Annotated in this window: 17 protein-coding genes; 6 read left to right on the top strand and 11 right to left on the bottom strand. The window is 71.5% G+C overall.

What is annotated here, in order from left to right:
• The first annotated feature begins 123 nt into the window (after positions 1–123).
• Complete coding sequence (locus HS041_RS11065) at positions 124–1,038, top strand: hypothetical protein (protein WP_196440369.1); 915 nt, start codon at positions 124–126, stop codon at positions 1,036–1,038.
• Between the two features lie 122 nt (positions 1,039–1,160).
• Here HS041_RS11065 and HS041_RS11060 read toward each other — a convergent pair whose 3' ends face one another.
• The 4 genes from HS041_RS11060 to HS041_RS11045 all read right to left on the bottom strand — a co-directional run bounded on the left by HS041_RS11060 (position 1,161) and on the right by HS041_RS11045 (position 5,030).
• A complete protein-coding gene (locus HS041_RS11060; protein ID WP_307845237.1) occupies positions 1,161–2,471 on the bottom strand; it encodes a homoserine dehydrogenase in 1,311 nt (436 codons plus the stop codon).
• A complete protein-coding gene (lysA, locus tag HS041_RS11055; RefSeq protein ID WP_196440368.1) occupies positions 2,468–3,850 on the bottom strand; it encodes a diaminopimelate decarboxylase in 1,383 nt (460 codons plus the stop codon). The genes HS041_RS11060 and lysA overlap by 4 nt, the downstream gene beginning before the upstream one ends.
• Positions 3,851–4,046: 196 nt before the next feature.
• A complete protein-coding gene (locus HS041_RS11050; RefSeq protein ID WP_196440367.1) occupies positions 4,047–4,280 on the bottom strand; it encodes a neutral zinc metallopeptidase in 234 nt (77 codons plus the stop codon).
• Between the two features lie 345 nt (positions 4,281–4,625).
• Positions 4,626–5,030 carry a C40 family peptidase gene (locus tag HS041_RS11045; protein ID WP_230878978.1) on the bottom strand — a complete coding sequence of 135 codons (405 nt, stop codon included), beginning with the start codon at positions 5,028–5,030 and terminating at the stop codon, positions 4,626–4,628.
• Positions 5,031–5,257: 227 nt separating this feature from the next.
• On the opposite strand from HS041_RS11045, the gene HS041_RS11040 reads away from it, so the two are divergent.
• Positions 5,258–6,040, top strand: a complete 783-nt coding sequence (locus HS041_RS11040) for a transposase family protein (protein ID WP_196440883.1) — start codon at positions 5,258–5,260, stop codon at positions 6,038–6,040.
• A 132-nt stretch (positions 6,041–6,172) separates the two neighbouring features.
• On the opposite strand, the gene HS041_RS11035 is transcribed toward HS041_RS11040, so the two are convergent.
• A complete protein-coding gene (locus tag HS041_RS11035) occupies positions 6,173–9,616 on the bottom strand; it encodes a WD40 repeat domain-containing serine/threonine protein kinase (protein ID WP_196440365.1) in 3,444 nt (1,147 codons plus the stop codon).
• A 57-nt stretch (positions 9,617–9,673) separates the two neighbouring features.
• Between HS041_RS11035 and HS041_RS11030 the strand changes: the two genes are divergently transcribed.
• Together HS041_RS11030 and HS041_RS11025 are read left to right on the top strand one after the other, a co-directional pair.
• Positions 9,674–12,259, top strand: coding sequence for an AfsR/SARP family transcriptional regulator (locus HS041_RS11030; RefSeq protein ID WP_196440364.1), 2,586 nt, complete (start codon positions 9,674–9,676; stop codon positions 12,257–12,259).
• A 158-nt stretch (positions 12,260–12,417) separates the two neighbouring features.
• Entirely contained in the window at positions 12,418–12,828 is a 411-nt protein-coding gene (locus HS041_RS11025; RefSeq protein WP_196440363.1) for a hypothetical protein, read from the top strand.
• A 133-nt stretch (positions 12,829–12,961) separates the two neighbouring features.
• On the opposite strand, the gene HS041_RS11020 is transcribed toward HS041_RS11025, so the two are convergent.
• Positions 12,962–13,717, bottom strand: coding sequence for a DALR anticodon-binding domain-containing protein (locus tag HS041_RS11020; RefSeq protein ID WP_307845236.1), 756 nt, complete (start codon positions 13,715–13,717; stop codon positions 12,962–12,964).
• Positions 13,718–13,754: 37 nt separating this feature from the next.
• Complete coding sequence (locus tag HS041_RS11015; RefSeq protein ID WP_230878521.1) at positions 13,755–15,722, bottom strand: glycosyltransferase family 2 protein; 1,968 nt, start codon at positions 15,720–15,722, stop codon at positions 13,755–13,757.
• Between the two features lie 42 nt (positions 15,723–15,764).
• Here HS041_RS11015 and HS041_RS11010 point away from each other — a divergent pair, with 42 nt between their 5' ends.
• Positions 15,765–17,492 (top strand): adenine nucleotide alpha hydrolase family protein, encoded by a 1,728-nt coding sequence (locus HS041_RS11010; protein WP_196440361.1) that lies wholly within the window; start codon positions 15,765–15,767, stop codon positions 17,490–17,492.
• A 16-nt stretch (positions 17,493–17,508) separates the two neighbouring features.
• Here the strand turns inward: HS041_RS11010 and HS041_RS11005 are convergent, their stop codons facing one another.
• Positions 17,509–17,877 carry a hypothetical protein gene (locus HS041_RS11005; RefSeq protein ID WP_196440360.1) on the bottom strand — a complete coding sequence of 123 codons (369 nt, stop codon included), beginning with the start codon at positions 17,875–17,877 and terminating at the stop codon, positions 17,509–17,511.
• A 746-nt stretch (positions 17,878–18,623) separates the two neighbouring features.
• Between HS041_RS11005 and treS the strand changes: the two genes are divergently transcribed.
• Positions 18,624–20,312, top strand: coding sequence for a maltose alpha-D-glucosyltransferase (gene treS, locus HS041_RS11000; RefSeq protein ID WP_196440359.1), 1,689 nt, complete (start codon positions 18,624–18,626; stop codon positions 20,310–20,312).
• 102 nt (positions 20,313–20,414) lie between these two features.
• On the opposite strand, the gene HS041_RS10995 is transcribed toward treS, so the two are convergent.
• The 3 genes from HS041_RS10995 to HS041_RS10985 form a co-directional block, all read right to left on the bottom strand.
• On the bottom strand, positions 20,415–22,694 hold the full coding sequence (locus tag HS041_RS10995; RefSeq protein ID WP_196440358.1) for an FtsX-like permease family protein: 2,280 nt from the start codon (positions 22,692–22,694) through the stop codon (positions 20,415–20,417).
• Between the two features lie 110 nt (positions 22,695–22,804).
• Entirely contained in the window at positions 22,805–23,551 is a 747-nt protein-coding gene (locus HS041_RS10990) for an ABC transporter ATP-binding protein (RefSeq protein WP_196440357.1), read from the bottom strand.
• A 58-nt stretch (positions 23,552–23,609) separates the two neighbouring features.
• Complete coding sequence (locus HS041_RS10985; RefSeq protein WP_307845235.1) at positions 23,610–24,122, bottom strand: PadR family transcriptional regulator; 513 nt, start codon at positions 24,120–24,122, stop codon at positions 23,610–23,612.
• Positions 24,123–24,228 lie beyond the last annotated feature (106 nt).

Here is a 24,228-nt window from a genome sequence, read left to right as displayed (position 1 = left end):
AAGATCTACGCAAGGTCTGGCATGGATACGCTCACGCCAGGCACCGTCCTGTGGCCGAGGACCGCCCCCGTGGCCGAAGCTTCTCGCGTCCGAGGGCCTCGGGCACGGCCAGAAGGAGTGAAGATGGCGCTGGTGCGAGGAGACTCCCCGAATTCGAACGAGGCCGTGCCGCCGGGCGCGGATGTCCCCGGGACCCGGAGAAGAGGCGCCCACCGCAAGGTGGACCGCGGTTCCGGCGTCATCGGCCGGAGCACCTCCCGGATCGGGGCGTACGGCGAGAACGCCGAGTTCGAGGGGGTGCGCGGCACCTCCAGACACAAGGACCGCGCCGGGATCGTGGGCACCAACGAAGCGGGTGGAGCCGCCGTCTACGGTGACGGCGCGGTGGGCGTCCAGGGGATCGGCAAGCAGTGGATCGGCGTCTACGGCGAGACGCAGGCCGCCCCGAGCGTGGGAGCCGCCGGGGTCTGGGGCGAGGGGAAGAACGGGGGCGACGGCGTGAAGGGTCACGCCAGCGCCTCGGGAAAGGCCGGGGTCGCGGGGGTTCATCTCACGGGCAAGGGGCCGGGCGTCTACGGAGAGGGCAGTCCCGCCGGCTTTTTCAAGGGCGTCGTCGAAGTCACCGGCGGGATCGTCTCCGCGGGCGTCGACGTCACCTTCCGGATCCACGCGCTCGAGCGCGAAGTGGCCCGGCTGCTGACCAGGGTCGCGGCTCTCGAGTCGTACGCCGGTGGCTCCGGAGGCGGGAGCCCGGCCATCGACGCGGAACTGGCGCTCACCGGCGGACCGTTCAGCGCCCTGCGGGTCTTCGGCTGCGGGTTCGACCCGGGCGAGCCGGTAGAGATCACGGTCGAGTCGGTGAGCTCTCCCGCCGGGCCCGCCACCTCCTCCCGCGCGCAGACGGAGGCGGACGCGGACGGGAGGATCGACCACACCGTGGGCGTCCTGTGCCCCGCGGGCCTGCGGACGACGCACAGCGCGCGGGTCCGGGGGGCGGCGAGCGGCAGGATCTCGAACGTCGCGGGGAGATCCTGCTGACGGTCTCCGGCAGGTCCCGCGGCGTCCGCATCGCGTTCTACGGCGGGAGGCGGGTACCGCCGGTCATGGACGCGGCGTCGCGCGGGGCCACCTGCGACGCCGTACCGCCCGTGACGGAGGCGCTAGGAGGCGTCCTCGCCCTCGACCCGCATGACGCTCACCACGTCACGCACGATCTCCAGCTCCCGCAGGCCCTCGATCGTCGCCGAGAGCGCGGCGTCGCTGGCCCGGTGGGTGACCAGGACGAGCTGGGCGTCGGCGCCGAGCCCTTCCTGGCGGACCGTCTGGATGGAGACGTCCTGCTTGGCGAACATGTCGGCGACCCGGGCGAGCACGCCCGGCTTGTCGGCGACGTCGAGGGAGACGTGGTAGCGCGTGACGGTCTCGCCCATCGGGTGGACGGTCAGGTCGGCGTAGGTCGACTCCTCCGGGCCGCGCGTGCCGGCCAGCCGGTTGCGGCCCACCGCCACGATGTCGCCCAGCACCGCGCTCGCGGTCGGCGCGCCGCCCGCGCCCGCGCCGTAGAACATGAGCTGACCTGCGGACTCGGCCTCGACGAAGACCGCGTTGTACGCCTCGCGGACCCCGGCGAGCGGGTGCGTCCTGGGGATCATCGCCGGATGGACCCGGACCCCGAAGGAACGCCCGTCGTCGGAGCGGGCGCAGATCGCCAGCAGCTTGATGACGTAGCCCATCGCCTTGGCGCTGGCCACGTCCGCCGCGGTGATCTCGGTGATGCCCTCGCGGTGCACGTCGGCGGCCGTCACCCTGCTGTGGAAGGCGATCCCGGCCAGGATCGCGGCCTTGGCCGCGGCGTCGAAGCCCTCGACGTCGGCCGTGGGGTCGGCCTCGGCGTAGCCCAGCGCCTGGGCCTCCTCCAGCGCGTCGGAGAAGGAGGCCCCGGAGGAGTCCATCTTGTCGAGGATGTAGTTGGTGGTGCCGTTGACGATGCCCAGCACCCGGTGCACGTGGTCCCCGGCGAGGGATTCGCGCAGCGGCCGGATCAACGGGATCGCGCCCGCGACGGCGGCCTCGAAGTACAGGTCCACGGCGTTGTCCCGGGCGGCGCCGTGGATCGTCGCGCCGTCCTCGGCCAGCAGCGCCTTGTTGGCGCTGACGATCGACTTGCCGCTGTTCATCGCCGCGAGGATGAGGGAGCGCGCGGGCTCGATCCCGCCGATCACCTCGACGACGATGTCGACGTCGTCGCGCGTCACCAGGGCCTCGGCGTCGGTGGTGAACAGCGCCGGGTCGACCTCGACGTCGCGGGCCCGGCCCAGCCGCCGCACGGCCACGCCGGCCAGCTCCAGGGGCGCCCCGATCCGGGCGGCGAGGTCGCCGGCCTGCTCGCGCATGAGCCGGATCACCTGGGAGCCGACCACGCCGCAGCCGAGGAGCGCGACTTTCAGCGGTTTGCCTGAGGTCTGTTTCACAGCTGCCCTCTCAACAGGTCGTCCTCGGTCTCCCGCCGGACGATCACACGGGACACCCCGCCGGCGACCGCGACCACGGCGGGCTTGGGGAGGTAGTTGTAGTTGCTGGCGAGCGAGCGGCAGTAGGCGCCGGTGGCCGCGACGGCGATCAGGTCGCCGACGGCCAGGTCCGCGGGGAGCCACAGGTCGCGGATGACCATGTCGCCGCTCTCGCAGTGCTTGCCGACCATGCGCGAGAGCATCGGCTCGGCCGCGCTCTCGCGGGAGGCCAGGCGCGCGGTGTAGTCGGCGCCGTAGAGGGCGGTACGGACGTTGTCGCTCATGCCGCCATCGACGCTGACGTAGGTGCGCAGGCCCTCGACGTCCTTGATCGTGCCGACCTCGTAGAGCGTCACGCCGGCGGGCCCGGCGATGGCCCGGCCGGGCTCGACGGTGAGCTTGGGGACCGGCAGGCCGGCGGCCTGGGCCACCCTGGCGACGATCTCGCGCAGGCTGTCGGCGATCTCCTTCACGTCGAGCGTCTCGTCGCCGTCGACGTAGGCGATGCCGTACCCGCCGCCGAGGTCGAGCTCGGGCAGGGCGACGCCGTGCTCCTGCTTGATCTGCACCATGAGCTTGGCCAGGCGCCCGGCGGCCACCTCGAACCCGGCGGTGTCGGTGATCTGCGAACCGATGTGGGAGTGCAGGCCGACCAGCTCGAGCTGGGGCAGGGCGAGGATGCGGCGGGCGGCCTCGGCCGCGGCGCCGCTGCTCAGCGAGAGGCCGAACTTCTGGTCGTCGTGGGCGGTGGCGATGAACTCGTGGGTGTGCGCCTCCACGCCCACGGTCACCCGGATCATGACCTTGGGCCGCTTGCCGTGCCTGTCGGCGAGGAACCCGAGGCGGGCGATCTCCTCGAAGGAGTCGACCACGATGTGCCCGACGCCGACCTCGACGGCCCGCTCCAGCTCGGCGAGCGACTTGTTGCTGCCGTGCATGGTGATCCGCTCGGGCGGGAAGCCGACGCTCAGCGCGACGGCGAGCTCGCCGGCGCTGCACACGTCGAGGCCGAGGCCCTCCTGCATGATCCAGCGGGCGGCCTCGCGGCAGAGGAAGGCCTTGCCCGCGTAGTGGACCTCGCCGTCGGCGAACGCGGTCCGGTAGTCGCGGCAGCGGGAGCGGAAGTCCTCCTCGTCGACCACGTAGAGGGGGGTGCCGTGTTCGGCCACCAGGTCTCTGACGTCCACTCCGCCGATCGTGATCGCGCCGCCGGAGCGGCCGGACGTTCGCGGCCAGATCGTCGGGTCGAGCGTGTTCAGATCGGCGGGCGCGTGCGGAGGACGGTCCTCGGGCAGCACCTCGGCATGCCGGTCACCGGCGGGGTGGACGAATCGACTCACCCAAAGGAGGCTATAGGACCGGCTGATCCCCATGGGACGGATGCCCATCTGGCGAGACAGGATCTTCCATGAACCCGCGAACTTTCCACGATTTATACAAGATATACCGCATATTTTGGCGTCACAGGAGCATCTGACGGTCGAGAACGGGTGGCGCCGGGGGACCTCGGGGAGAACCCCGGGAGAGCTTCTCCGACTAGGAGACTTCCTTCTCCGTCGCATCCGTCTCCGTCCCGTAGGCCAGCGACCGGCGCAGGTCGTTCAGCAGGTACGGCTGGACGTCGCGGAGCGCCGCCGCGGCCAGGCAGTCGGCTTGTAGCTCCAGCCTGCGGGACCACGCCTCGTCGAAGACCTCCGACCCGTCCTGGGCGGAGATGCCGACGACCGCCTGGACGTGGTGGGCGCACTCGTGGGCGAGGGTGAACATCATGGGAAGATCTCACGGCCGTCCGGGGAATCAGGGTCGTCCTCGACCAGAACGTTGACGATCCCCTCTCGCCCGCAGCAGATCCCGGCCCAGTCGAAGTCCTCGGCCCCGCAGGCCGCCTCCTCAGAAGAGCCGACCAGCTGTACCTCTTCGGGCTCTCCATAGCCGATCCCGGCCGGTTCCGGCGCGGACCTCCACGTACACCTCGGCCGGCACGTCCCACACCAGCCGCTCGGCGCAGGCGACTCAGCCCGAATCGCGCGAACTTCTTCGCTTCTTCCCAGCCTTTCCGCACACCTCGATCGACTCATGTTCCGGCACGCCTTCGCGCCACTCGGCTCAACACCGCTACGGACGACCAGCCCCGTAGTATTCCCTCCGGTAATACCCCGTGGCCATGCTAGTTATCTGAATTTTCTTCCCCGATGACGGGGCGTGAATAAACTTCCCTGCCCCCACATAAATTCCGACATGACCAAGTCCGGAGAAGAAGACCAGATCCCCGGGCCGAAGGGAGCTGTAATTCACACGGCGAGTGTCTGCGTACTGCCCGTAGGTAGTCCTTGGAAGTGTTACCCCTCCCGCAGCCCACGCTTTTTTGGTCAGTCCCGCCGAGTCGAAGCAGGAAGGGCCGGTACCACCATAACAGTAGTCCTTTCCTAGCTGCTTGTAAGCATAGCTAAGCGCCGCTTGAGCGTCTGAGCCTGAGGTCACAACCACGTTCGCTGCCTGCGCCGTTGTGGTTGATGCCATCGAGATTGCGATGGTAAGCGCAATTAATGCGAAACGACGAACCTGCATGTTTCCTCCCGAAGATGACCGGAGACCAATTACGCCACATTGAACCCATTTCACCCCTGAGGGCCGGGCCGCTGGTCACGGCATGATCGCGAGTTGACGGTTCGTCCTCGGAAGTAGAGAAGCTCCTGGTAGACGGGTTGATCACCACAACCAACGCCCGCTACAACCAGGAGCTTCGGGTGCTGTTCTACCGTGCTGCCGTCGATTTGTCGCGTTCAACGCTGAACTACGTCGCCGGGCTCATCCGCCGCCACCGCAAGGCCATCGGATCGATCTGGCGGCGACTCAACCCCGGCCAGCAGGCCCTGCTGGTGCTGGTCCACCTGCGCAAAGATGAGACGTTCGCCGAGATCAGCGCGGGATTCGGCGTGTCGGCGACGACGGCCTGGCGGTACGTGCAGGAGACCGTCATGCTGCTGTCAGCACGCTCGCCCAAGCTCACCCAGGCCTTACGCAAAGCCAAGCAGGACGGGCTGACCCACCTCATCTTGGACGGCACGCTCATCCACACCGACCGCGTGCGGGCCGACCGTCCCTACTTCTCCGGCAAGCATCGAATCCACGGCATGAACGTGCAGGTGATCGCGGGCCCGGACGGGACGATCCTGTGGACCTCCGGCGCGATGCCGGGCAGCATGCACGACCTGACCGCGGCCAGAGTATGGGGCATCCTGCGCGAACTGGAGAAGGCAGGGATCCTCACCTTGGCCGATAAGGGCTATCAAGGGGCCGAGGCCACCGTCGTCATCACCCCGTACAAGGGCCGCAACAAGCCGCAGTCCCAGAAGCAGGCCAACCGATCACACGCCAAGCTCCGCGGACCCGGCGAGCGCGCGAACGCGCAGCTCAAGTCATGGAGAATCCTCCGGAAGCTGCGCTGCAGCCCCAGCAAAGCCGGCCACCTCGCCAAGGCCATCGCCGTCCTACAGAACCACCGTGTTGCTCAGGGCGCCCGAGGATGAAATGCATTCACTTACCTCTCGTTCCAAAATGAACATGACAGCCAGTCCAGATGACGCCCTGCCCACCACACCACTGGCACCGGTACGACGTAGCGCCTGCCGACCCATACCGAGGTTTACACGCTTCCAGCCTTATCCGCACACCTCAAAGAACTGGATTTCCGGGAGATAGCGCTGCCATTCCTGTGAGGTCAGACTCCGGTCGGCCCGTTCGCAGACCGCCGCCGCAGCCCGCTCACCGGTGAGAGGGTGCCTCCGCACGATGCCCTCCGGAGTCGCGCTGTACAGCGTTCCTCCGTCCGCGCTAAACGCCATTGAGGCGTTCGCGCCGAAGCCGTACTCCGTCAAGCCGTCGAACAGGACACCAAGAGGTTGTCTGCTCGGTACGTCCCACAACCGGATCCGGTCACCGAACTCGTACGAGGCGAGCGTGCGCCCGTCGGGTGACCAGACCAGGAACTCACTGTCGCCTGCGGCGGGGAGCTCTCCGGCGGTCGAGGTGAGGCCGGAATCCCACAAGGAGATCCGGCCGCCCGGCCCGTTGAAGGCCGCGAGTCCGCCATCAGGGCGGAAGACGTACGGACGTGAGAGATTACCCAGCCCTTCGGGTCGCGGGCGCCGTACGCCGTTTGCCGGGTCGAGGAGTTCGGGGACGAGACCTGCCACAAGAAGCTTCCCGTCTGGGTGGAAGCTCATGGGGCCTCCACTCTCCGTATCGGCGAGGATGACGGAGCCGGTCCTGAGATTCCGCAACTCGACGGGGAGCATGCCGTCCGCCCCGGTGGGCGAGACCGCCAGCGTGCCGCCATCCGGGCTGAAGGTCACGCCGTCGACACCCGTGGCACGCCGGTCGGAAACCTCGAAGAGGACGAGCACCCTGCCCGAGGCGGTGTCGGCAACCTTCACGCGCCTGCCTGCCGTGTCCGCTGTGGCCACGCGCCTGCCATCCGGACTGAAGGCGAGCACGTTGGCCCGGCCGGCGATGGACGGTGCAATCTGCTGAGCGCTGCGGATGTCCCAGAGTCGCGTGTCAGCGGCCGTGCCCATCGCAAGGATCTCCCCGCCCTGTTCCAGGAGTGCAGTGCCGTCCGATGCACCCCTGGCCACCGGTGTGTCGAACAGCAGTGAGACGTCATACGTATGGACTCTCCCCCCGTCCGTGATCACGCGTATCACCCGGGCGCTTTCGTCGAGCCGAAAGGCGTTGGGCAACTCGGGGAGATCCCTCGCCACAACGATCTGTCCGTCGGTGCGCCGCTGGACGACCAGCCCTCCGAGCAGACCCCAGTGCGCCATGAACCGGTCACTGAAAACAACTCGCCGTCTGTCCGTCCCACCGAGGTAGTCCGTCATCGGCGCGCCCGAGGGCACGCGCCTCATCAACACGCGCATCTCCTTCGACTCTGATGTGACGAAGGCGAGAGCACGGCTGTCCGGACTGAACTCGACGTCTTCAAGGTGCTCCTTGTGGGGCAACCAAGATGCGGGGATACGCTTGCCTTCACGCAGATCCCACAGCTCGGTTCTGCCTCCTCCTGTGGAGGCCACCACTCCCAGGCTGCGGTCGGGGCTGACCGCGTCCAGCCCCGCACCCGATGCCACCTGGAGTCGCGCACGACCGGCCACGTCCCACCATCGGGTCGCGTATTCGCCTTCGGGTACGGCCAGCAGCCGTCCCGAGCGATCGAAGGCCATCTCACCCGGGTGGAATTCCCCGGTTCCAGCCGCAAACCCGCCGTCAACGGGCTTGCCGGTGGTGACATCCCACAACCGCACGTTCCGATCGTCCTGGAGGGCCAGCGTCCTGGTGTCGGGGCTAAGCGCCGCCTTTACAACCGTTTCGCCCACGCCGGTGAAGGCGTGGAGCCGGCGATGCGCCTGCACGTTCCAGAGCTGTACCCGGCCGTCGTCGACGGCCGCGAGCACGCCACCGTCGCGGCTGAGGGCGTAGACCGTGGCTGGGCTCGCGTGTGGATCGGCGAAGAAGTCGATCATCGGCTGGGACAACGACTCGTACAGCGCCCCGCGCGACTCGGGCAACGAGGGGGCGAGCCGCCAGGCCGCCGCGCTCAGCAGCATCGCGAGTCTGGGGTCGGCCTCGCGCATCCCCGCCGCGCGCAGCGCCAGTGACCGGGCGGTCGCGTCATCGCGCTGGCGGTCGGAGACTCCGCGCCGGTACTCGGCCAGCCCGAGCCCGCCCAGCGCCACGACGAGAAGGACGGCGAGCGCGGCGGCGAGCAGGCCGCGGCGCCGGGAGCTCCGCCGCGACTGAGCGGCCGCCGCGTCCAGGAACGCACGCTCCAGGTCGAGCAGCGTGATGTCCCTGCGTTCGGTGGCGGCCCAGCGCAGCGTCCTGTCGAGGTTGGAGCCGTGCAGCAGGTCCCCGGGTTTGCGGCCGTGCTCCTCCCAGAACAGGGCGGCCTCGGTCAGCCGCCGGTGGACGGGCAGCCCCTCGCGGTTGCCGGCCACCCACTGCCGCAGCCGCGGCCATGCCTGGACCAGGGCGGGCCTGGACAGGGTGTACGCCGCGTTCTCCGCGGTGATCAACCCTGCCGCGCCGTACAGGGAGAGCAGGGAGTCGACGGCCTCGGAGCCGGCGAGCTCCGACCGGGGAACCTGCCTGATCGTCCCGTCGGCGCCGATCATCCGCAGGAAGACGTCGGGTGCGGCCGCGCGCTCCCCCTCGGAGAGCTCCTCGAAGAGCTCCTCTGCGACCGTGCCCAGGTCGGGGTCGGCCTCCCCGGTGAGCGGGGCCGCGGCGTTTCCCCCCTCGGCCAGCAGGCGGTCGCCGTCCGGGCCGCCGAGCAGGGTGAGCAGCAGGTCTCTGGCCGAGGGCCGGTCCGCGGGGTCGGGCGAGAGCGACGCCGACACGAGGGTGCGGAGGGGTTCCGCCAGGCCGCTCGGGTCGGGGCGGAGATCGAGCACCGCCGTCGCGAGCGCCGCGGGCTCCTCACCCTGTACGGCGTCGCGCCCCGAGGCGGCGAACAGCACCACCAGCCCCCACGCCCAGATGTCGGCGGCGGCCGTGGCGCCGCGGCCAGTCAGGATCTCGGGCGCCATGTAGGCGGGCGTGCCCATCACCGGTCCGGTCGTGGTGGGGCCGGCCTCCCGCGCCACACCGAAGTCGATCACCCGTGGCCCGTCGGGGCCGAGGATGATGTTGTCGGGCTTGAGATCGCGGTGCACCACCCCGGCCTGGTGGATGGCGGTCAGCGCGGTGGCGGCCCCGATCGCCAGCCGTTTGAGCGCGTCGCCCTCGTACGGCCCCCGCTCGCGGATCACCTGCCGCAGGCTGGGCCCGGGGACGTATTCGCTGACGATGTACGGCTGCGCGACGTCGACCCTCGCCTCGATGACCCTGGCGGTGCAGAACGAGGCCACCCGCCGGGCGGCGGCCGCCTCCTTGGCCAGCCGCGCCCTGGAGACGGGGTCGTCGGTCCTGGGCACCTTGACGGCGACGCGCTCTCCCGTCTCGTCGTAGGCCTCGTAGACCACGCCCTGACCGCCGGCGCCGAGCCGTCCGGCCAACCAGTAGCGCCCCAACCGGTACGGGTCAGAGGGAGTGAGAGCATCCATCAAATATGGGATTCTGGCCTATTAAATGATCATTTGTCTTCCTGTCGAGGAATCCTCATGGAATTTCGCATCATGGGCGCGCTCGAAGTACAGGACGGTGACACAGATCGCACTCCGACCGCGCCCAAGCACCGGGACCTGCTGACGGTGTTCGTGCTGAACGCCCGGCGGCCGCTGACCGTGGAGCGGTTGCGCAAGCTGCTCTGGCCACGCGAGGAGGGCGAGCGTTCCGACTCCCTGGTGCGCGGGTACATCGGCCAGCTCAGGCGGCTGATCGGCAACGACGTGATCACCACGGTCTCCGGGACCTACACGCTGGCCATCGATCGGGACCAGCTCGACGTCGACCGTTTCCGGCGGCTCGTGGCCGGCGGGACGCGTGAGGAGCTGGCCGAGGCACTCGCCCTGTGGCGGGGGCCCGCCCTGGCCGACGTCGACCCCGATGCCGAGCGGTGGACGGAGACCGGGAGGCTGCGCGAGGAGCTGGAGGAACTGCGCCTGCTGGCGCTCGAACGCCGGATCGGCCTCGACCTGGACGCGGGCCGCCACCGTGACGTCCTCACCGAACTGCGTGAGCTGGTGGCAGGGCATCCGCTCTGGCAGCGCTTCCGCGGCCAGTACATGCTCGCGCTCTACCGGAGCGGCCGCCGCGTGGACGCCCTGGCCGTCTACGCGGCGCTGCGCGAGGAGCTCGACGGCGGGCACGCCATCGAACCCGACCCCGAACTCCAGCTGCTCTACCACCGGATGCTCCACGACGACGCCTCCCTGCACGTCTCCGCGGGCCCGCCGGTGCTCCTGCCTCCCGACGTGACCTGCTTCACCGGCAGGGAGAACCTGATCGACCGGGTGGTCGACGGCCAGGTCGTCGTCCACGGCCCGGCCGGGGCGGGCAAGTCGGCGCTCGCCGTACACGCCGCGTGGCGGCACCGGGACGCCTTCCCCGACGGCATCCTGTACGCGGACCTGCGCGAGATGTCCTCGCCCTCGGCGGTGCTGGAGGACTTCCTGCGCTGGCTCGGCTGCCCCGCCCAGGCCGTCCCCGGCACCGTCGGGCAGCGTGAGCGGCTGCTCCGCACGTACGCGGCCAACCGGCGGCTGCTCGTGCTGCTCGACAACGTCTCGGACGAGAGCCAGGTACGGCCGTTGCTGACAGCCTGTCCCACGCTGGTGACGAGCCGGTCCACGCTCGGCGGGCTCACCGGTGCGACCCGGGTGCCGGTGGGCGTTCTCGACGACGCCGCCGCCGAGAGTCTGCTGGTGAGGCTGATCGGTCCGGGCAGGGGGGATGTCTCGGAACTCGTCCGAATCTGCGGCGGCCTACCCGCAGCGCTGCGCATCGCGGGGGCCCGGCTGGCCGCCCGGCCCGACTGGACCGCCGGCTACCTGGCGGGCCTGCTGGAAGACGAGCACAGCCGGCTCGACAGGCTGAACACCGGTGACCAGACCCTCCGCAGCGTGCTCGCCATCGGCTACGACGGACTGCCGGAGACGGCCCGCCGTACGCTGCGATCCCTCGCCGTGTTGTCCGCCCCCGACGTCGCCGACTGGGTGCCCGGGCGGTTCGGGGGTGAGGCCGAGACGCTGGTGGAAGCGGGCCTGCTGGAGACGCACGGGATCGACGTCGCGGGTCAGGCCCGCTATCGGATGCACCATCTGACCCGGCTCTTCGCCCGGGAGCTCCCGGACGGGCGGGCCTCCTCCGACATCCTGGCCGATCTGTCCGCCGTGGCCATGGCACGGGTGCAGGCCTCGCGCTTCCCGCTGGTCTCGGGTGATCTGCGCACGGCGTCCGCCACCAGGGACATCCGCGAGTCGGTCGAGTGGCTGCTCGCCGAGCGGGCGTTCCTGGTGGGCCTGGTCGCCGACCTGCACGGGGCAGGGCTCGACGACGAATGCCGAAGGCTCGGGCACCTGCTCACGCCCTTCTTCGAACGCCACCGTTTCCTCGACGACTGGCGCCGCGTGTGCGATCTCGCGCTGCAGGCGGCCCGCCGGGCGGGGAACGCCCGAGGCGAGGCGCTGATCCTGCGCGACCAGGGTGACCTACACCGCGCGGAGCGCAACTGGAGTCTGGCGCACGATCGGCTCAGGCTCGCGCTGAGCATGTTCCTGCGGCACGGCGACAGCGGAGACGTGGCGCGGACCAGGCGCAGACTCGGCCGGGTCCAGCTGGAACTGGGCGAGATCGACAGGGCCGAACGCGCCCTCACCGGCTGTCTCGGCTCCGTCGACAACCCCAGGGACACCGCCGAGACCCTCCACGCGCTCGGCGCCCTGCTGGCGCGCACCGGACGCACGGACGAGGCGGCGGACCGGCTGGCCGAGTCGGTCCGGCTGTTCGCCGGGCTGGCCGACCGGCACCGTCAGGCCGACGCGCTGGTGAAACTGGCCGCCGTACGGCTGGCGCAGGGCCTGGCACCCGGCGCCCGGCAGGCGGCGGAGCAGGCACGGGGCATCGCCGTACGCCTGGGCGACCGGCTGCTCGGCGCGCACGCGCTCCTGGCCCTCGCGCGTGTCAACCTCGCAGAGGGGACCGGGGACCTCGCACGCGACCTGGCCGGAGATGCTCTCAGGATCTTCGATGAGATCGGTGACGACCACGGCGGAAAGGAGGCGCTCAACCTGCTCCGCGGGACCTGACAGAACCTCAACATCTCCTCAACGCGCCCCGGCCTACCTTCCTGTCAGCACGGTCGGCAGAGACCGCCGGACACCTTCGCGAGACTCCGGGCGGGACCTTCCGCGGAAACCGTGCCACGACGCCGACCTCACACGGATGACAAGAAGGAGAACCACACATGCGAATCACCAAAACGCTGGCCTCGGTCGTGCTGACCACCGCCATCCTGGGCGCCGGTGCACCGGCCGTCGCCCACGCGGCGACGACGGGGCCGTCCGTACGCGTCGCGGCGGCAGAAGCGGCGGTCTCCGCCGGCGCCGCCGTCACCGTGAACATGGCAGGCCCGGCGACGCCGGCGGAGACCGCCTCCCGGAACCCGTGCAAGAGGGTGAAGAACTGGAAGGCCCGGCTGGCCTGCGAGGCGGTGAAGCGCGCCGGCGGCCTGTGGGCTCTCAACAAGCTGGAGAGCGCCGCCCGCAAGGGCTGGAACGAGTTCTCAAGGACCTTCGAGAGCCTTCCCTGGGTGATCTACAAGCTGCTCAAGAACTACAAGAGGGGTCTCTACTGCTTCTGGTCGCCGTTCTGCTAGACGGATCCAGATGACGTGAGCGTGTCCGTCCCCGGTGCCGGAGCGCCGCTCCGGCACCGGGACAGCGCAGGGCGAGCGATATGGCCCGATGCAGGCCGTAACCGGTCGTCCGGCGGGAGCAGGCGGCACCTCGTCACAACCGGGCAGGCGCCTCCAGGCCGAGCGCTCCCATCGCCTCGGCCAGCACGTCCCGCACGGCCCGCGCCAGCCGTACCCGGGCCACGTGCAGCGCCGACGGCTCCTCGTCCCCCGACGGCAGTGCCGGGGCCCGCTCGAACGCGTCGTGGTAGGCCAGCGCCAGGTGCTCGGCGTAGGCGGCCCATCCGGGGTCCCGGCTCGCCCGCCTGCCCGGGAGCTCGGCCAGCAGCCTGAGCACCGCCCGGTCGAGACCGTCCTCCAGCAGCTCCGGCCGGAACCGCCCGCCCACGCCCAGCTCGGCCGCCCAGCGCTGTACGGCGACCGCCCGCGCGTGCGCGTAGCCCACCACGAACCCCGGGTTGTCCCACGTCCAGGGCGAGTCCGCCCACGGCGCCCGCCGGGCCTCTCCCCCCGGCCCGGTCGGGTCCACCGCGTCTTCCGCCCTCCCCCCGGGCCTCGCCGCGTCCTCACCGCCCGCGTCACGCTCCGCGGCACCCGCGCCGCGGGAAAGACCGATCTCCTCCACCAGTTCCCCGGGCACGGACACCGCGATCTCCAGGAAACCGTTGGCCCGCACCCGCACGGCCGCCACCCCGCCCAGCGCGCGCAGCCGCCCCGCCAGTTCCTCCGGCGGCACGCCCCGGCGCAGGGCGGCCGGCGAGACGTACAGCGCCTCCGCCTCCCACGTCCCCTGCGGCACCGGCGGCATCCCGAGAACCTCACCGATCCGGCCGGGGGTCGCGGCGGACACGGCCCGGCCGTCCTCGCCCATGATCAGCCGGGCCCGGCTAGACGAACGCGTGTGGCTCGGCCGGGCCGTAGTCGACGAGCTGGGCCGAGCCCAGCAGCCAGCGATCGCGGTCGCGCAGCCGGACGTAGCCGTACCGGTCGGCGGAGAAGACCTTGATCCCGTCATTGCGGCACTGCCGCATCAGCACCTCGTCCCAGCCCTCGGAGACGTCGGCGAAGCCGATGGAGCGCAGCACGGTCCTGCGGGCCAGAAGGGTCGCCCCGGCGACCTCGGGCAGGTAGGAGTACTCGGCGGCGGGCTGGCGCAGCACGGTCGCGGCCACGTCGCGCAGGTGCGCGAAGTAGGCGGCCTTGCCGACGATGTCGGCAGTGCTGAACAGGAAGGCCCGGGCGAGGTCGGTCAGGTAGTGCTCGCCGTAGGCGTCCTGGCCGTCCATGACCGCCACCAGGTCGCCCTCGCACAGGTCCAGGGCCCGGTTGAGAAGGCCGCCGACGGTGAGGTCGGGCTCCGGGCGGCGGACCACGACGTCCACCCGGTCGGGCATGGCGGCGCGCGCCCGCTTCCCGGCGTCCTCGGCGTCCGACAGCAGCACCAGCTGGACGACGCCCTTCTGCGGCGCGACCTGCGCCAGCGTGCGATCGAGGTCGCCCCGGTCGATCATGATCACCGAGATGTCCAGCGTCGCGCGGGCGCTGGGCAGGCCGATCGCGTCGAGCAGCTCGTCGGTCTTCTGCGTCATCGTGCCCGAGGCGTACGCCCGGCGGAGGGCGACGTGGGCACGGCGCGCGTCGGCCTCCTCATCACCCGGAGCGTCGCCCGACATGACGATCGGGGTGCCGCAGGCGGCCAGCTCGGCCATCCGCCAGAGCTCGGTGCCCGGCGGGCAGTCCACCGCCTTGGGCCAGCGGTAGGAGGTGAGCACGTCCGGATAGGACAGGTGGGCGGGCAGGAGCTCCTGCAGGGTGAGCACCCGGTCGAACCGGTCCCCGGCCAGCGGCAGGGGGTTGTGCACGCGCGGCTGGATCCCGAACGGCAGCAGGCCCAAGGAGGGCTCGCGGCGGCCGGGGCCGCGCTCCGAGACCGCACCCGCCAGGGCGGTCCCCCACGCGCCGACCGAGGCCGGCAGCGCGGTGACGATGTGCTCGAACAGCCCGGCCGCGGCGGCGACGTCGGCGACCTCGCCCTTCGTGTGCCAGAAGACGGTACGGATGCCCCGCTCGGCGCACCATGCCAGCAGGGCGCGCAGGCCCTCTCCCGGCTCCTTCAGCTCCCCGGCCCACGGCCCCTGCTCGACCGACTCGACCAGCAGCAGGTGCGGCACCTCGGCGGCCAGCACCCGGGCGAAGTCCTTCGGCGTGAAGCCGGTGGTCTGCCGCCACTCGTAGCGCAGCAACGCCTCGGCGTGCGGATCGGCGACGACCGCCGCGGTCAGGTGCGGGCGGGTGTTCGGACCGGTGGGCACCCGGAAGGGCTTGAGCTTGACCGAGACGCCGCCGACCGTTCTGGTGGACGTGGTGGCCTGAAACGCCGCCCCGGGCACCTGCCTGGCCTCGGCCTTCGCCTGCGGGACGGGCTGGCGCTTGGGCGCCGCCGGACGCTTGGCGGGCCTGGCCGCGCCGCGCAGGCCGCGCGCCAGCCGTACCGGGTTGCTCTTGCCCGTCTTGATGGCGTCACCGAGCCGGGACCAGCGCGCCACCTGGACCGACGAGAGCTTCCACCGGGCCACCTCTGCCTGGTAACGCTGCTCGGCCAGGTCCCTGCGGAGCTTGTCCTCGGCGGCCTGGACCGCCTCCAGCCGCTCCTCGGTCTCCCTCAACCGGTCCTGGAGGCCGCGCAGTTCCTCGGCCGCGCGCTCCGCCTCGGCGGCCTTCGCCTGCGCCGCGTCGAGCAGCCGGGCCAGTTCGGCGGCCCGTTCCGCCTGAGCCACGGCCTCCCGCAACGCCTGCCGCGTACTCTCGAGTTGCTCGCCCGCCACGTCGTCCTCCGATTCCTGAACCAGGGGCAAAGGATACTCTTTGGTCAATCGCGACACGGAGGAGTCAGCACGGTGCAGTGGCCGACGTTCAATGTGAGGCCCTACGTCTGCGGCGGCCTCGGCCACCTCGACGAGGCCGCCCTGGCGGCCCTGCAGGCGGCGGGACCGAGGGTGCGGCCCGCGCTGCGTACCCGCGAGGCGGCGCTGTTCAGTTCCGCGCCGCTGCCGCCGTACCGCAGGAGTCCCGAGCGCGGGGGCGCCGGGCAGGGGCACGCCGACTCCCGCGACGCCGAGCCCAGGGACGCGGGCACCTGGGCCTTCGCCTGGGGTGAGCGGCGGCCCGCCGGGAAGGACGTCCAGGGGTCGTGGATCGCCGTCGCGGAGACCTACGAGACGCCCGGGCTGATCGACGACGGCGACCGCGTCACGCTGCACGCCGGCGGGCTCGGCCTGGTGGACGTCTACTACCTGGTCTCCGGCGGGGCGGTCTACTTCTCCTCCCTGCTGGAGCCGCTGCTCTCCCTGGCGCGCACGCCGTACGAGATCGACTGGGAGGCCTGGGCCTCGATCGTCCAGCTCACCTTCCCGCTCCGCGACGACACACCGTACGCGCAGGTCAAGCGGCTGGCCGGAGCGAGTGCCCTGGTCTTCGACAAGGGCAGGGGCGCGCTCTCGACCGACCGGCGGCTGCCCCGCTGGCTGCGCGAGGAGCCGTACGAGGCGGGGCGGAGCGCCGGGGAGATCCTGGAGATCCTCCACGAGGTCTACAAGGAGTTCGACGGACGCCCGCTGCTGGTCCCGGTGAGCGGCGGCTACGACTCGCGGCTGCTCTGCTCGGTGGCCGTGGCACGGGGCGCGGACGTGGAGTCGTGGACGACCAGCCCGGACGACGGCACCGACACCGACATCGCCTTCGCCAAGGCGATCACCCGCGAGCTCGGAGTACGGCACCGCGTGATCGGCCAGGACCCCGCCGCCTATCCGGACGACGCCCTGGCGGTCGCGCGCAGGCTGGAGTTCCTGACCCCGCACCACGCCTGGTACGCCCCGTTCGCCCGTGAGGTGCACCGGGCCGGGCGGACCCTGGTGGACGGCCTGGCCGGTGGGCCGCTGCTGAAGAACTTCATGGTCAGCGGGGCCGCGCTGACCGCCTCCACGCAGGCGGAGCGGAAGGCCGCGCTGCTCGGCTCGCTCGCGCTGGGCGCCCCGTCGGTGCCGTTCCTGTCCGAGCCGGCCGCCGAGTGGATCACCTCGACGGTGGGCGCGGCCTTCGCCCAGGCGACCTCGATGCTCAACGGCCACCGGGCCGAGTTGCCGCTCTCGGTGCTGCACACCCGCACCGCCCGGGGCATCGCCCGCTCCGCCGTCAACCTGGTCGGCCCCGAGGTGTCCTTCGTGGCGCCGTTCATGCACCCCGACTTCTTCGACGCCGCGCTCTCGGTGGGGGTGGCCCGCAAGGACGGCGGCCGGTTCTACCGCGAGGTCCTGCACGCCGCCAATCCCCGCGTGGCGGCGCTGCCGTCCACCAATGTGGTCAAGCAGCCGCTGCAGCGGGTTCCGCTCCGCTCGGCCGCCGCCCCCGCCCGCGTCTACGGGCACGAGATGCTCACCAGGGTCGCCCGGGCGGTGCCGTCGATGCTGTCGGAACCGCTGCACGCGGTGGTCGCCGAGGGGCCGGACGCGCTGGCCCGGTTCAACGGCTGGAACGACCGGTTCTGGGTGCGGAGCCTGGTGCTGTTCGGCGCGTGGCTGGGCGACTACGCCGACCGCCTGCCCGACCCCACCCCGCCCTGGGACTGATCGCGCCGGGGCCGCATCAGCCCCGCGGCCGCACCGGGAGCGGCGGAGGCGCGACCGGCTGGGGACGCGGATCGGCGAGGTCGTGGGCGGACCGGGCCAGCCAGACCACCATCAGGGCGCCGACGGCCCCCGCGGCGTCGTAGTAGGTCTCCCCCGCGCCCCCGAGCAGCGAGCCCACCGGCGCGAGGGCGAACACCATCAGCAAGGAGGCGATGCCGTACAGGACGGTGGCCCGCCGCCAGCGGCCGTCCCGCCACTGCGCCCGCAGGACCAGCACCGTCCAGACCAGGCCCGCCAGGCCGCAGACGAAGGGCAGCTCGCCGGACACTGACCCGCCGACGGCCTCCAGCACCCCGACGACGGCAGCGCCTCCATACCCCAGCACGCCCAGGCCCACGCCGCACCGGCTGCGACCAGGACGGCCACCCCCGGCCACGTCACCGCGGCGTCTTCGCCCGCCTCCGCGAACAGCGTCAACCGCCACAACGCGCCGAGGTCGCCGGCGGCCGGCGCGATCACGGCGGCGACCGCCACCGCGGCGACGTACAGACTCATGACGAACAGGGCGGGGACACCGAAACGGTGGCGACGGAGCACGCAGCACTTCCCGAGGGGGCGAACGGGATCGAACGCCTCACCCTACAGCCGGTGATCATCGGGGTGCGCGCGTCGACCGGTGACCGGTTCGGCGAGTACGGCTGCGGCCCTTCGAGATCGGCCGGCCGGGGCCCTCGGCCGGCGGGCTGTCCGCCGGCTCCAGCTTGCCGGCCTTCCGGTGCCGGACGCTCGGCGTGCACCTGCCCCCTCGGGAGGGCGTGACCTCCACCCAGCGCCTGCTTCCGGGCTCCACGCACCCCTCCGTTCCGTCGGCCGGAGTCTGGTCCCGCGGGCGCCTGCGCCCCCTGTCTTCCCGCCTCCGTCTTCCTGATCGATCACGCCTCCCGGGGTGCGCCCGGCTGGTAGTGTTCGCCCGGAAAGCGCCACAACGGCGGGCCCGAACCACGAATTCGGTCCGGCCGGGGGCAGGGAGCCCGTAGGGATGACGGCTCCCCCCAGCGCGGTCACCAGACAGCATCAGCCGGGACACCCGGTGACTTCGTCCTGCCCTTTTTCACCGTGAGCGAGAACGCGATGAATCCATCCCCCCGTCCCGAGTCGGTTGCCGAGGACTTCGTCTCGGCGGATCCGCAGTGGTACAAGCGGGCGGTCTTCTACGAGGTGCTGGTCCGGGGGTTCAAGGACTCCGACGGCGACGGCACCGGAGACCTCCGCGGCCTGATCGGCAAGCTCGACTACCTGCAGTGGCTCGGCGTGGACTGCCTGTGGCTGCTGCCGCTGTACGAGTCGCCGCTGCGCGACGGCGGCTACGACATCTCCGACTACATGAAGATCCTGCCCGACTTCGGCGACCTCGCCGACTTCGTGGAGCTGGTCGAGCAGGCCCACAGGCGGGGCATGCGCGTCATCACCGACCTGGTGATGAACCACACCAGCGACCAGCACCCCTGGTTCCAGGCTTCCCGGCACGACCCCGAGGGCCCCTACGGCGACTTCTACGTCTGGAGCGACGACCCGTCCCGTTACGCCGACGCGCCGATCGTCTTCGTCGGCGCGGAGGAGTCGAACTGGACCTACGACCCGGTGCGCAGGCAGCACTACTGGCACCGTTTCTTCCACCACCAGCCGGACCTGAACTACGACAACCCGGCTGTCCAGGAGGCCATGCTGGAGGTGCTGCGGTTCTGGCTGGACCTGGGCATCGACGGCTTCCGCCTGGACGCGGTGCCGTACCTGTTCGAGCGCGAGGGCACCATCTGCTCCGGTCTGCCGGAGACCCACGCCTACCTGAAGAAGGTCCGCGCCGAGGTGGACCGGCTCTACCCGGACCGGGTGCTGCTGGCCGAGGCCAACGGCTGGCCCGAGGACGTGGTGGAGTACTTCGGCGATCCCTCGGTGGGCGGCGACGAGTGCCACATGGCCTTCCACTTCCCGCTCATGCCGCGCATCTTCATGGCGGTGCGGCGGGGCGACCGCGAGCCGATCTCCGAGATCATGTCGCGGACCCCGAAGCTGCCCGAGACCGCCCAGTGGGGCATCTTCCTTCGCAACCACGACGAGCTGACCCTTGAGACGGTCACCGACGACGAGCGCGACTACATGCACGCCGAGTACGCCAAGGACCCGCGCATGCGGGCCTACCTCGGCATCCGGCGCCGCCTGGCCCCGCTGCTGGAGAACGACCGGGACCAGATCGAGCTGTTCACCGCGCTGCTGCTCTCGCTGCCGGGTTCCCCGGTCATGTACTACGGCGACGAGATCGGCATGGGCGACAACATCTGGCTGGAGGACCGCGACGCGGTCCGCACCCCGATGCAGTGGAGCCCGGACCGCAACGCCGGATTCTCCACGGCCGACCCGGGCCGCCTGTACCTCCCGGCCGTCATGGACCCGATCTACGGATTCCAGGCGGTCAACGTGGAGGCGCAGCAGAAGAGCGAGTCGTCGTTGCTGCACTTCACCCGGCGGATGCTGGGGATCCGGCGGCGGCACCCGGTCTTCGGCACCGGCGCCTACATCGAGCTCTGGTCGGACAACCCGGCGGTGCTGACCTTCGTCCGCGAGGACTCCGGCGACGTGATGCTGTGCGTCAACAACCTGTCCAAGCACCCGCAGCCGGTCCAGCTCGACCTGCGCCGCTACAAGGGCATGACCCCGATCGAGGCCCGCGGCGGGGTGCCGTTCCCGGTCGTCGGGGATCTGCCGTACCTGCTGACCCTGCCGGGTCACGGTTTCTTCTGGTTCCAGCTCGCCGAGCGGTGACCGTTCCCCGGCCGGCCTGCGGGACGGCCGGGGATCAGCGCTACCGGGCGGTGACGGGCACCTGGGCGCGGGCGGCTCCGGCAGTGCGGCCGGGGATCAGCGCTACCGGGCGGTGACGGGCACCTGGGCGCGGGCGGCTCTGCGGGCGGGGATCAGCGCCACCAGCAGGGCCGCCCCGATCACCGTGCCGGCCGCGGTCGCGAGGACCGGGGCGGACGGGGTACGGCCGATGCCCGCGCCGACCCCGCTGGTGTGCCCCTGCAGGTCGATCAGGCCGGCGACCACCGAGGCTCCGGCCACCGTTCCCGCCACCACGCCGAGCACGACCAGCAGCCCGGTCCCGGTGACCAGGGTGGCGGCCACCTGCCGCGGGGTGAGGCCCATGGCCTTGAGGACCGCCAGGTCGAGCGCGTGGTCGCGCAGGCCCAGGGCGCTCGCGGTGAGCAGGTTGGCCAGGGCCAGCAGGGCGAGCACGACGGTCAGGGCCACGATCACCAGCCGGATGACCACGAGCCGCTCGGCGGGGTTGACCGTCCGCCGTACTTCCAGTGCCTCGCCGGAGGCGGTCAGCAGCCGGGCGCGGACCGCGGCGGGGTCGGCGCCCTCTTTGAGCACCAGGCCGTAGAACTGGGGCGGCACCGCGTCCTTGGCTGCGAGGCTGTCCATCCCGAGGGAGAGCACCTCGCCGTCGTGGTCGGGTTCCACCACCCGGCCCACGATGTGGACGATCAGCGGCGTGCCGCCGACCGTCATCCGGACCCGGTCGCCGATCTCGGCGCCGAGCAGGTCGAGCAGGCCCTGCCCTGCGACGGCCTCGCCTCGGGCGGAGAACATCCGCCCCTCCACGACGGAGAAGGGGTACGGCTCGCCGGAGGTGCCGAGGGCGCGGGCCAGCACGCTGCGGGTCTGCTCCGGTTCCAGCGCGGAGACCTCGCTGCCGGGGTAGACGGCCAGCACGTCGGGGTCGGCTCCGGCGATGCGGGCGGCGTCCTCGGCGGGGAGCCGGCCCGGGTGGACGGTGAGGGCCGCGGCCTGGCCGACGCGTTCGGGGTGGCGGAGGAAGTCGTCGAGGGTGGCCCAGCAGCCGAGGCCGATGGTGATCATCATCATCGGGACGGCCAGGCCGACGATGCTGAGCACGGCGGGCGTCCTGCGAGTGAAGGCGTCGCGCGTGCCCAGGACGAGGGCGGGCGGGAGCCGTACGAGCAGGGCGAGCCGGGCCAGCCGTGACAGGTGTCCCCGCGGCGGGGCGGCGGGGGCGGAGGGGATGGGCGGGGTGCGCCCGCCGCGCCAGGCGGGCAGGGCGACCGCCGCCAGGACCACCGCGGCGGTGCCTCCGGTGATCGCGAGCAGCGGGACCGGTGAGAGCGGCAGGATCGGCAGGCCGTCCAGGGCGAAGGTCGTGACGAGCCGTCCGCAGACCAGGCCGAGGACGATGCCGAGCAGGCCGAGCGCGCCGTGTTCGGCCACGAGCAGGGCGAAGACCTGGCCGCGCGTGTAGCCGAGGGACTTGAGGGTGGCGATGTCGCGGGTCTGGGTGAGCACCCGGCCGCCTGTCGCGTTGGCGATGGCCAGCGCGGCGGCGACCAGCCCGGCGGTGCCGAAGAGGGCGAGCAGCAGGCCGAGCAGCCGGTTGTCCAGTTCCATGGAGGCGCGGACCTCCCGCCAGGTGGACATGCGCTGGATCTGCTCGTCGAGCAGGGTGACGGCGCCGTGGACGGCCGGCAGCGTCTCCTCCCCGTCGGCGAGCCGCAGGCCGGTGACCGACTCGCTGCGGCCCGGCGCGGGTTCGATCCGGGTGAGGGTCTCCGGCAGGGTCCAGGCCAGGCCGGGCGTCCATTCGGGATAGAAGCCCTGGTCGGCGCTGTCGGCGAGGCCGACGACGATCAGGGGGTGGGAGGCGCCGTTGAGCGCGGTGACGGTGAAGGGCTCGCCGATCCGCAGGCTCAGCGCCTCGGCGAAGGACCGCTCGACGACCACGCCGCCGGTGTCGTCCGGGCGCAGCCAGCGGCCCTCGCGGACGAGCGGCGCGGCCACCCGGGGCGGCTCGGCCGCCGTCCCGCGCAGTGCGACCGGCGACTTCTTGCCGCCCAGCGCGAGCGTCACGGGCGCCGTCCGGTACGGCCCCGCCACCTGCTCCACACCCGGCAGCCGCGACAGGGCCGCGACGTCGGGCGCCTCCTTGGTGTGGATCCACACGTGCGCGCCCCTGGTCTGCGCGAACAGCGCCCGCCAGGGGTTGGTCCCGTCCTCCAGCAGGGTCGCCGAGGTGATCAGCGCGGTGACGATCCCGGCCACCGCGAGGACCGTGAGGAGCGCCTGCCCGCGCCGGGCCCGCAGGTCCGCTCTGATCCAGCGCGCCGAGGCCCGGACCGTGCTCATCGTCCCGCTCCGCTCATAGCCCTGCCCCCGGTCCTGCCGCCGGTCCTGTCCCCGCTCCTGGCTTCGGCCCCGCATCGGGCGCGAGCGGGCGCACGCGTCTTCACCGGACGTCAGCCCCTCAGCTCGACCACGTCGCCGGCGGTGCCCCTGGGGCGGCGGCGGGGGGCTCTGACGGCGCCGTCGTCGACGATCTGGCCGTCGAGGAGGGAGACGACGCGGTCGGCGAGACTGGCCACGCGGGCGTCGTGGGTGACCAGGACGATCGTCTGGCCGTCACGGTGGACCTCGCCGAGCAGCCCCAGCACGTCGCGCGTGTTGCGGCTGTCCAGGTTGCCGGTGGGCTCGTCGGCCAGGAGCAGGCTGGGCCGGTTGGCCAGGGCGCGGGCCAGGGCGACCCGCTGCTGCTCACCGCCGGCGAGCTGGGCGGGGGCGGCGTCGGCGCGGCCGGTGAGCCCCAGCGCGCCCAGCAGGTGCTCGCGGCGTTCACGGGCCTCGCGCGGGGACGCCCCCGCGAGCAGCGCGGGCAGCTCGACGTTGTCCGCGACGGTCATGTTGGTGACCAGGTTGAAGAACTGGAAGACGAAGCCGATCTTCTGCCGGCGGAGCAGCGCCCAGGCGCTCTCGCCCAGCGTGTCGGCCCGCTTGCCGTCCAGCCAGATCTCACCGCTGGTCCGGACGTCCAGGCCGCCGAGCATGTGCACCAGCGTGGACTTCCCCGAGCCGGAGGGGCCCATGATCGCGACGAACTCCCCCCGCTCCACCCGCAGGTCCACCCCTCGTACGGCAGGCACCGGCACGCCGCCGTTCTGGTAGATCTTGACGAGGTTGACCGTGTTGATCACGGGATCCGCGCTCACTGGTCCTCACTCACTGTGTCGGGTCCGCTCCTGCTCACCGGTCGCCCGTCCTCCCGGCTCAACTGAGATCCTCCTGGCAGCGTTCGAGCCAGTCGAGGTCCGCCTGCAGGTGCAGCATGGCCCCCTCGATCAGCAGGAGCGCGACCCGGTCCTCTCCGGGGGTCCGCTCGGCGATCTCGTTGAGGTCGCGCATGAGCCCGAGGTAGTGGCGGCGCTGACGGCTGATCAGCGTCATCCGGTCGGCGATTCCGGTCATCGGGGCCAGCACGAGCTTCATGAAGAACTCGTCGCGGACCCGCGGTCCCTCGGAGGGCTCGTCGGCCCAGTCGTCGAGGGCCTCCCGGCCCGCGGCGGTCAGGTAGTAAACCTTCTTGTTCGGCCGGTTGGACTGCTCGACGTCCACCGCGCGCACCAGGCCGTCCTTCTCCAGACGGCCGAGCGTCACGTAGATCTGCCCGATGTTCGGTGAGGGGTAGGCACTGCCAAAGATCTGTTCAAGCGCCTGTTTGAGCTCGTATCCGTGGGCAGGTTCCTTCGCGAGGAGCGCCAGCAGGAACGGCCGCACGCTCACCTCCTCCTCGTGCTCACGTTATGTGAGCGTTACGGGCTTATCCGTTGACGTCCACATTAGCGCTGTGCATAACATGAATGCAGATACCTAACACGTATGTAACCGC

The sequence above is a fragment of the Planomonospora sp. ID67723 genome (genome assembly GCF_015711605.1).
GTDB lineage: Bacteria > Actinomycetota > Actinomycetes > Streptosporangiales > Streptosporangiaceae > Planomonospora_A.
This window is presented reverse-complemented; position numbering and strand designations above follow the sequence as displayed.

Coding starts and splice junctions, on each gene's coding strand:
- HS041_RS11030 (WP_196440364.1), top strand. CDS start 9,674: ATGGAATTTCGCATCATGGGCGCGCTCGAAGTACAGGACGGTGACACA.
- HS041_RS11065 (WP_196440369.1), top strand. CDS start 124: ATGGCGCTGGTGCGAGGAGACTCCCCGAATTCGAACGAGGCCGTGCCG.
- HS041_RS10995 (WP_196440358.1), bottom strand. CDS start 22,694: ATGAGCACGGTCCGGGCCTCGGCGCGCTGGATCAGAGCGGACCTGCGG.
- treS (WP_196440359.1), top strand. CDS start 18,624: ATGAATCCATCCCCCCGTCCCGAGTCGGTTGCCGAGGACTTCGTCTCG.
- HS041_RS11025 (WP_196440363.1), top strand. CDS start 12,418: ATGCGAATCACCAAAACGCTGGCCTCGGTCGTGCTGACCACCGCCATC.
- HS041_RS11045 (WP_230878978.1), bottom strand. CDS start 5,030: ATGGCATCAACCACAACGGCGCAGGCAGCGAACGTGGTTGTGACCTCA.
- HS041_RS11050 (WP_196440367.1), bottom strand. CDS start 4,280: ATGATGTTCACCCTCGCCCACGAGTGCGCCCACCACGTCCAGGCGGTC.
- HS041_RS11035 (WP_196440365.1), bottom strand. CDS start 9,616: ATGGATGCTCTCACTCCCTCTGACCCGTACCGGTTGGGGCGCTACTGG.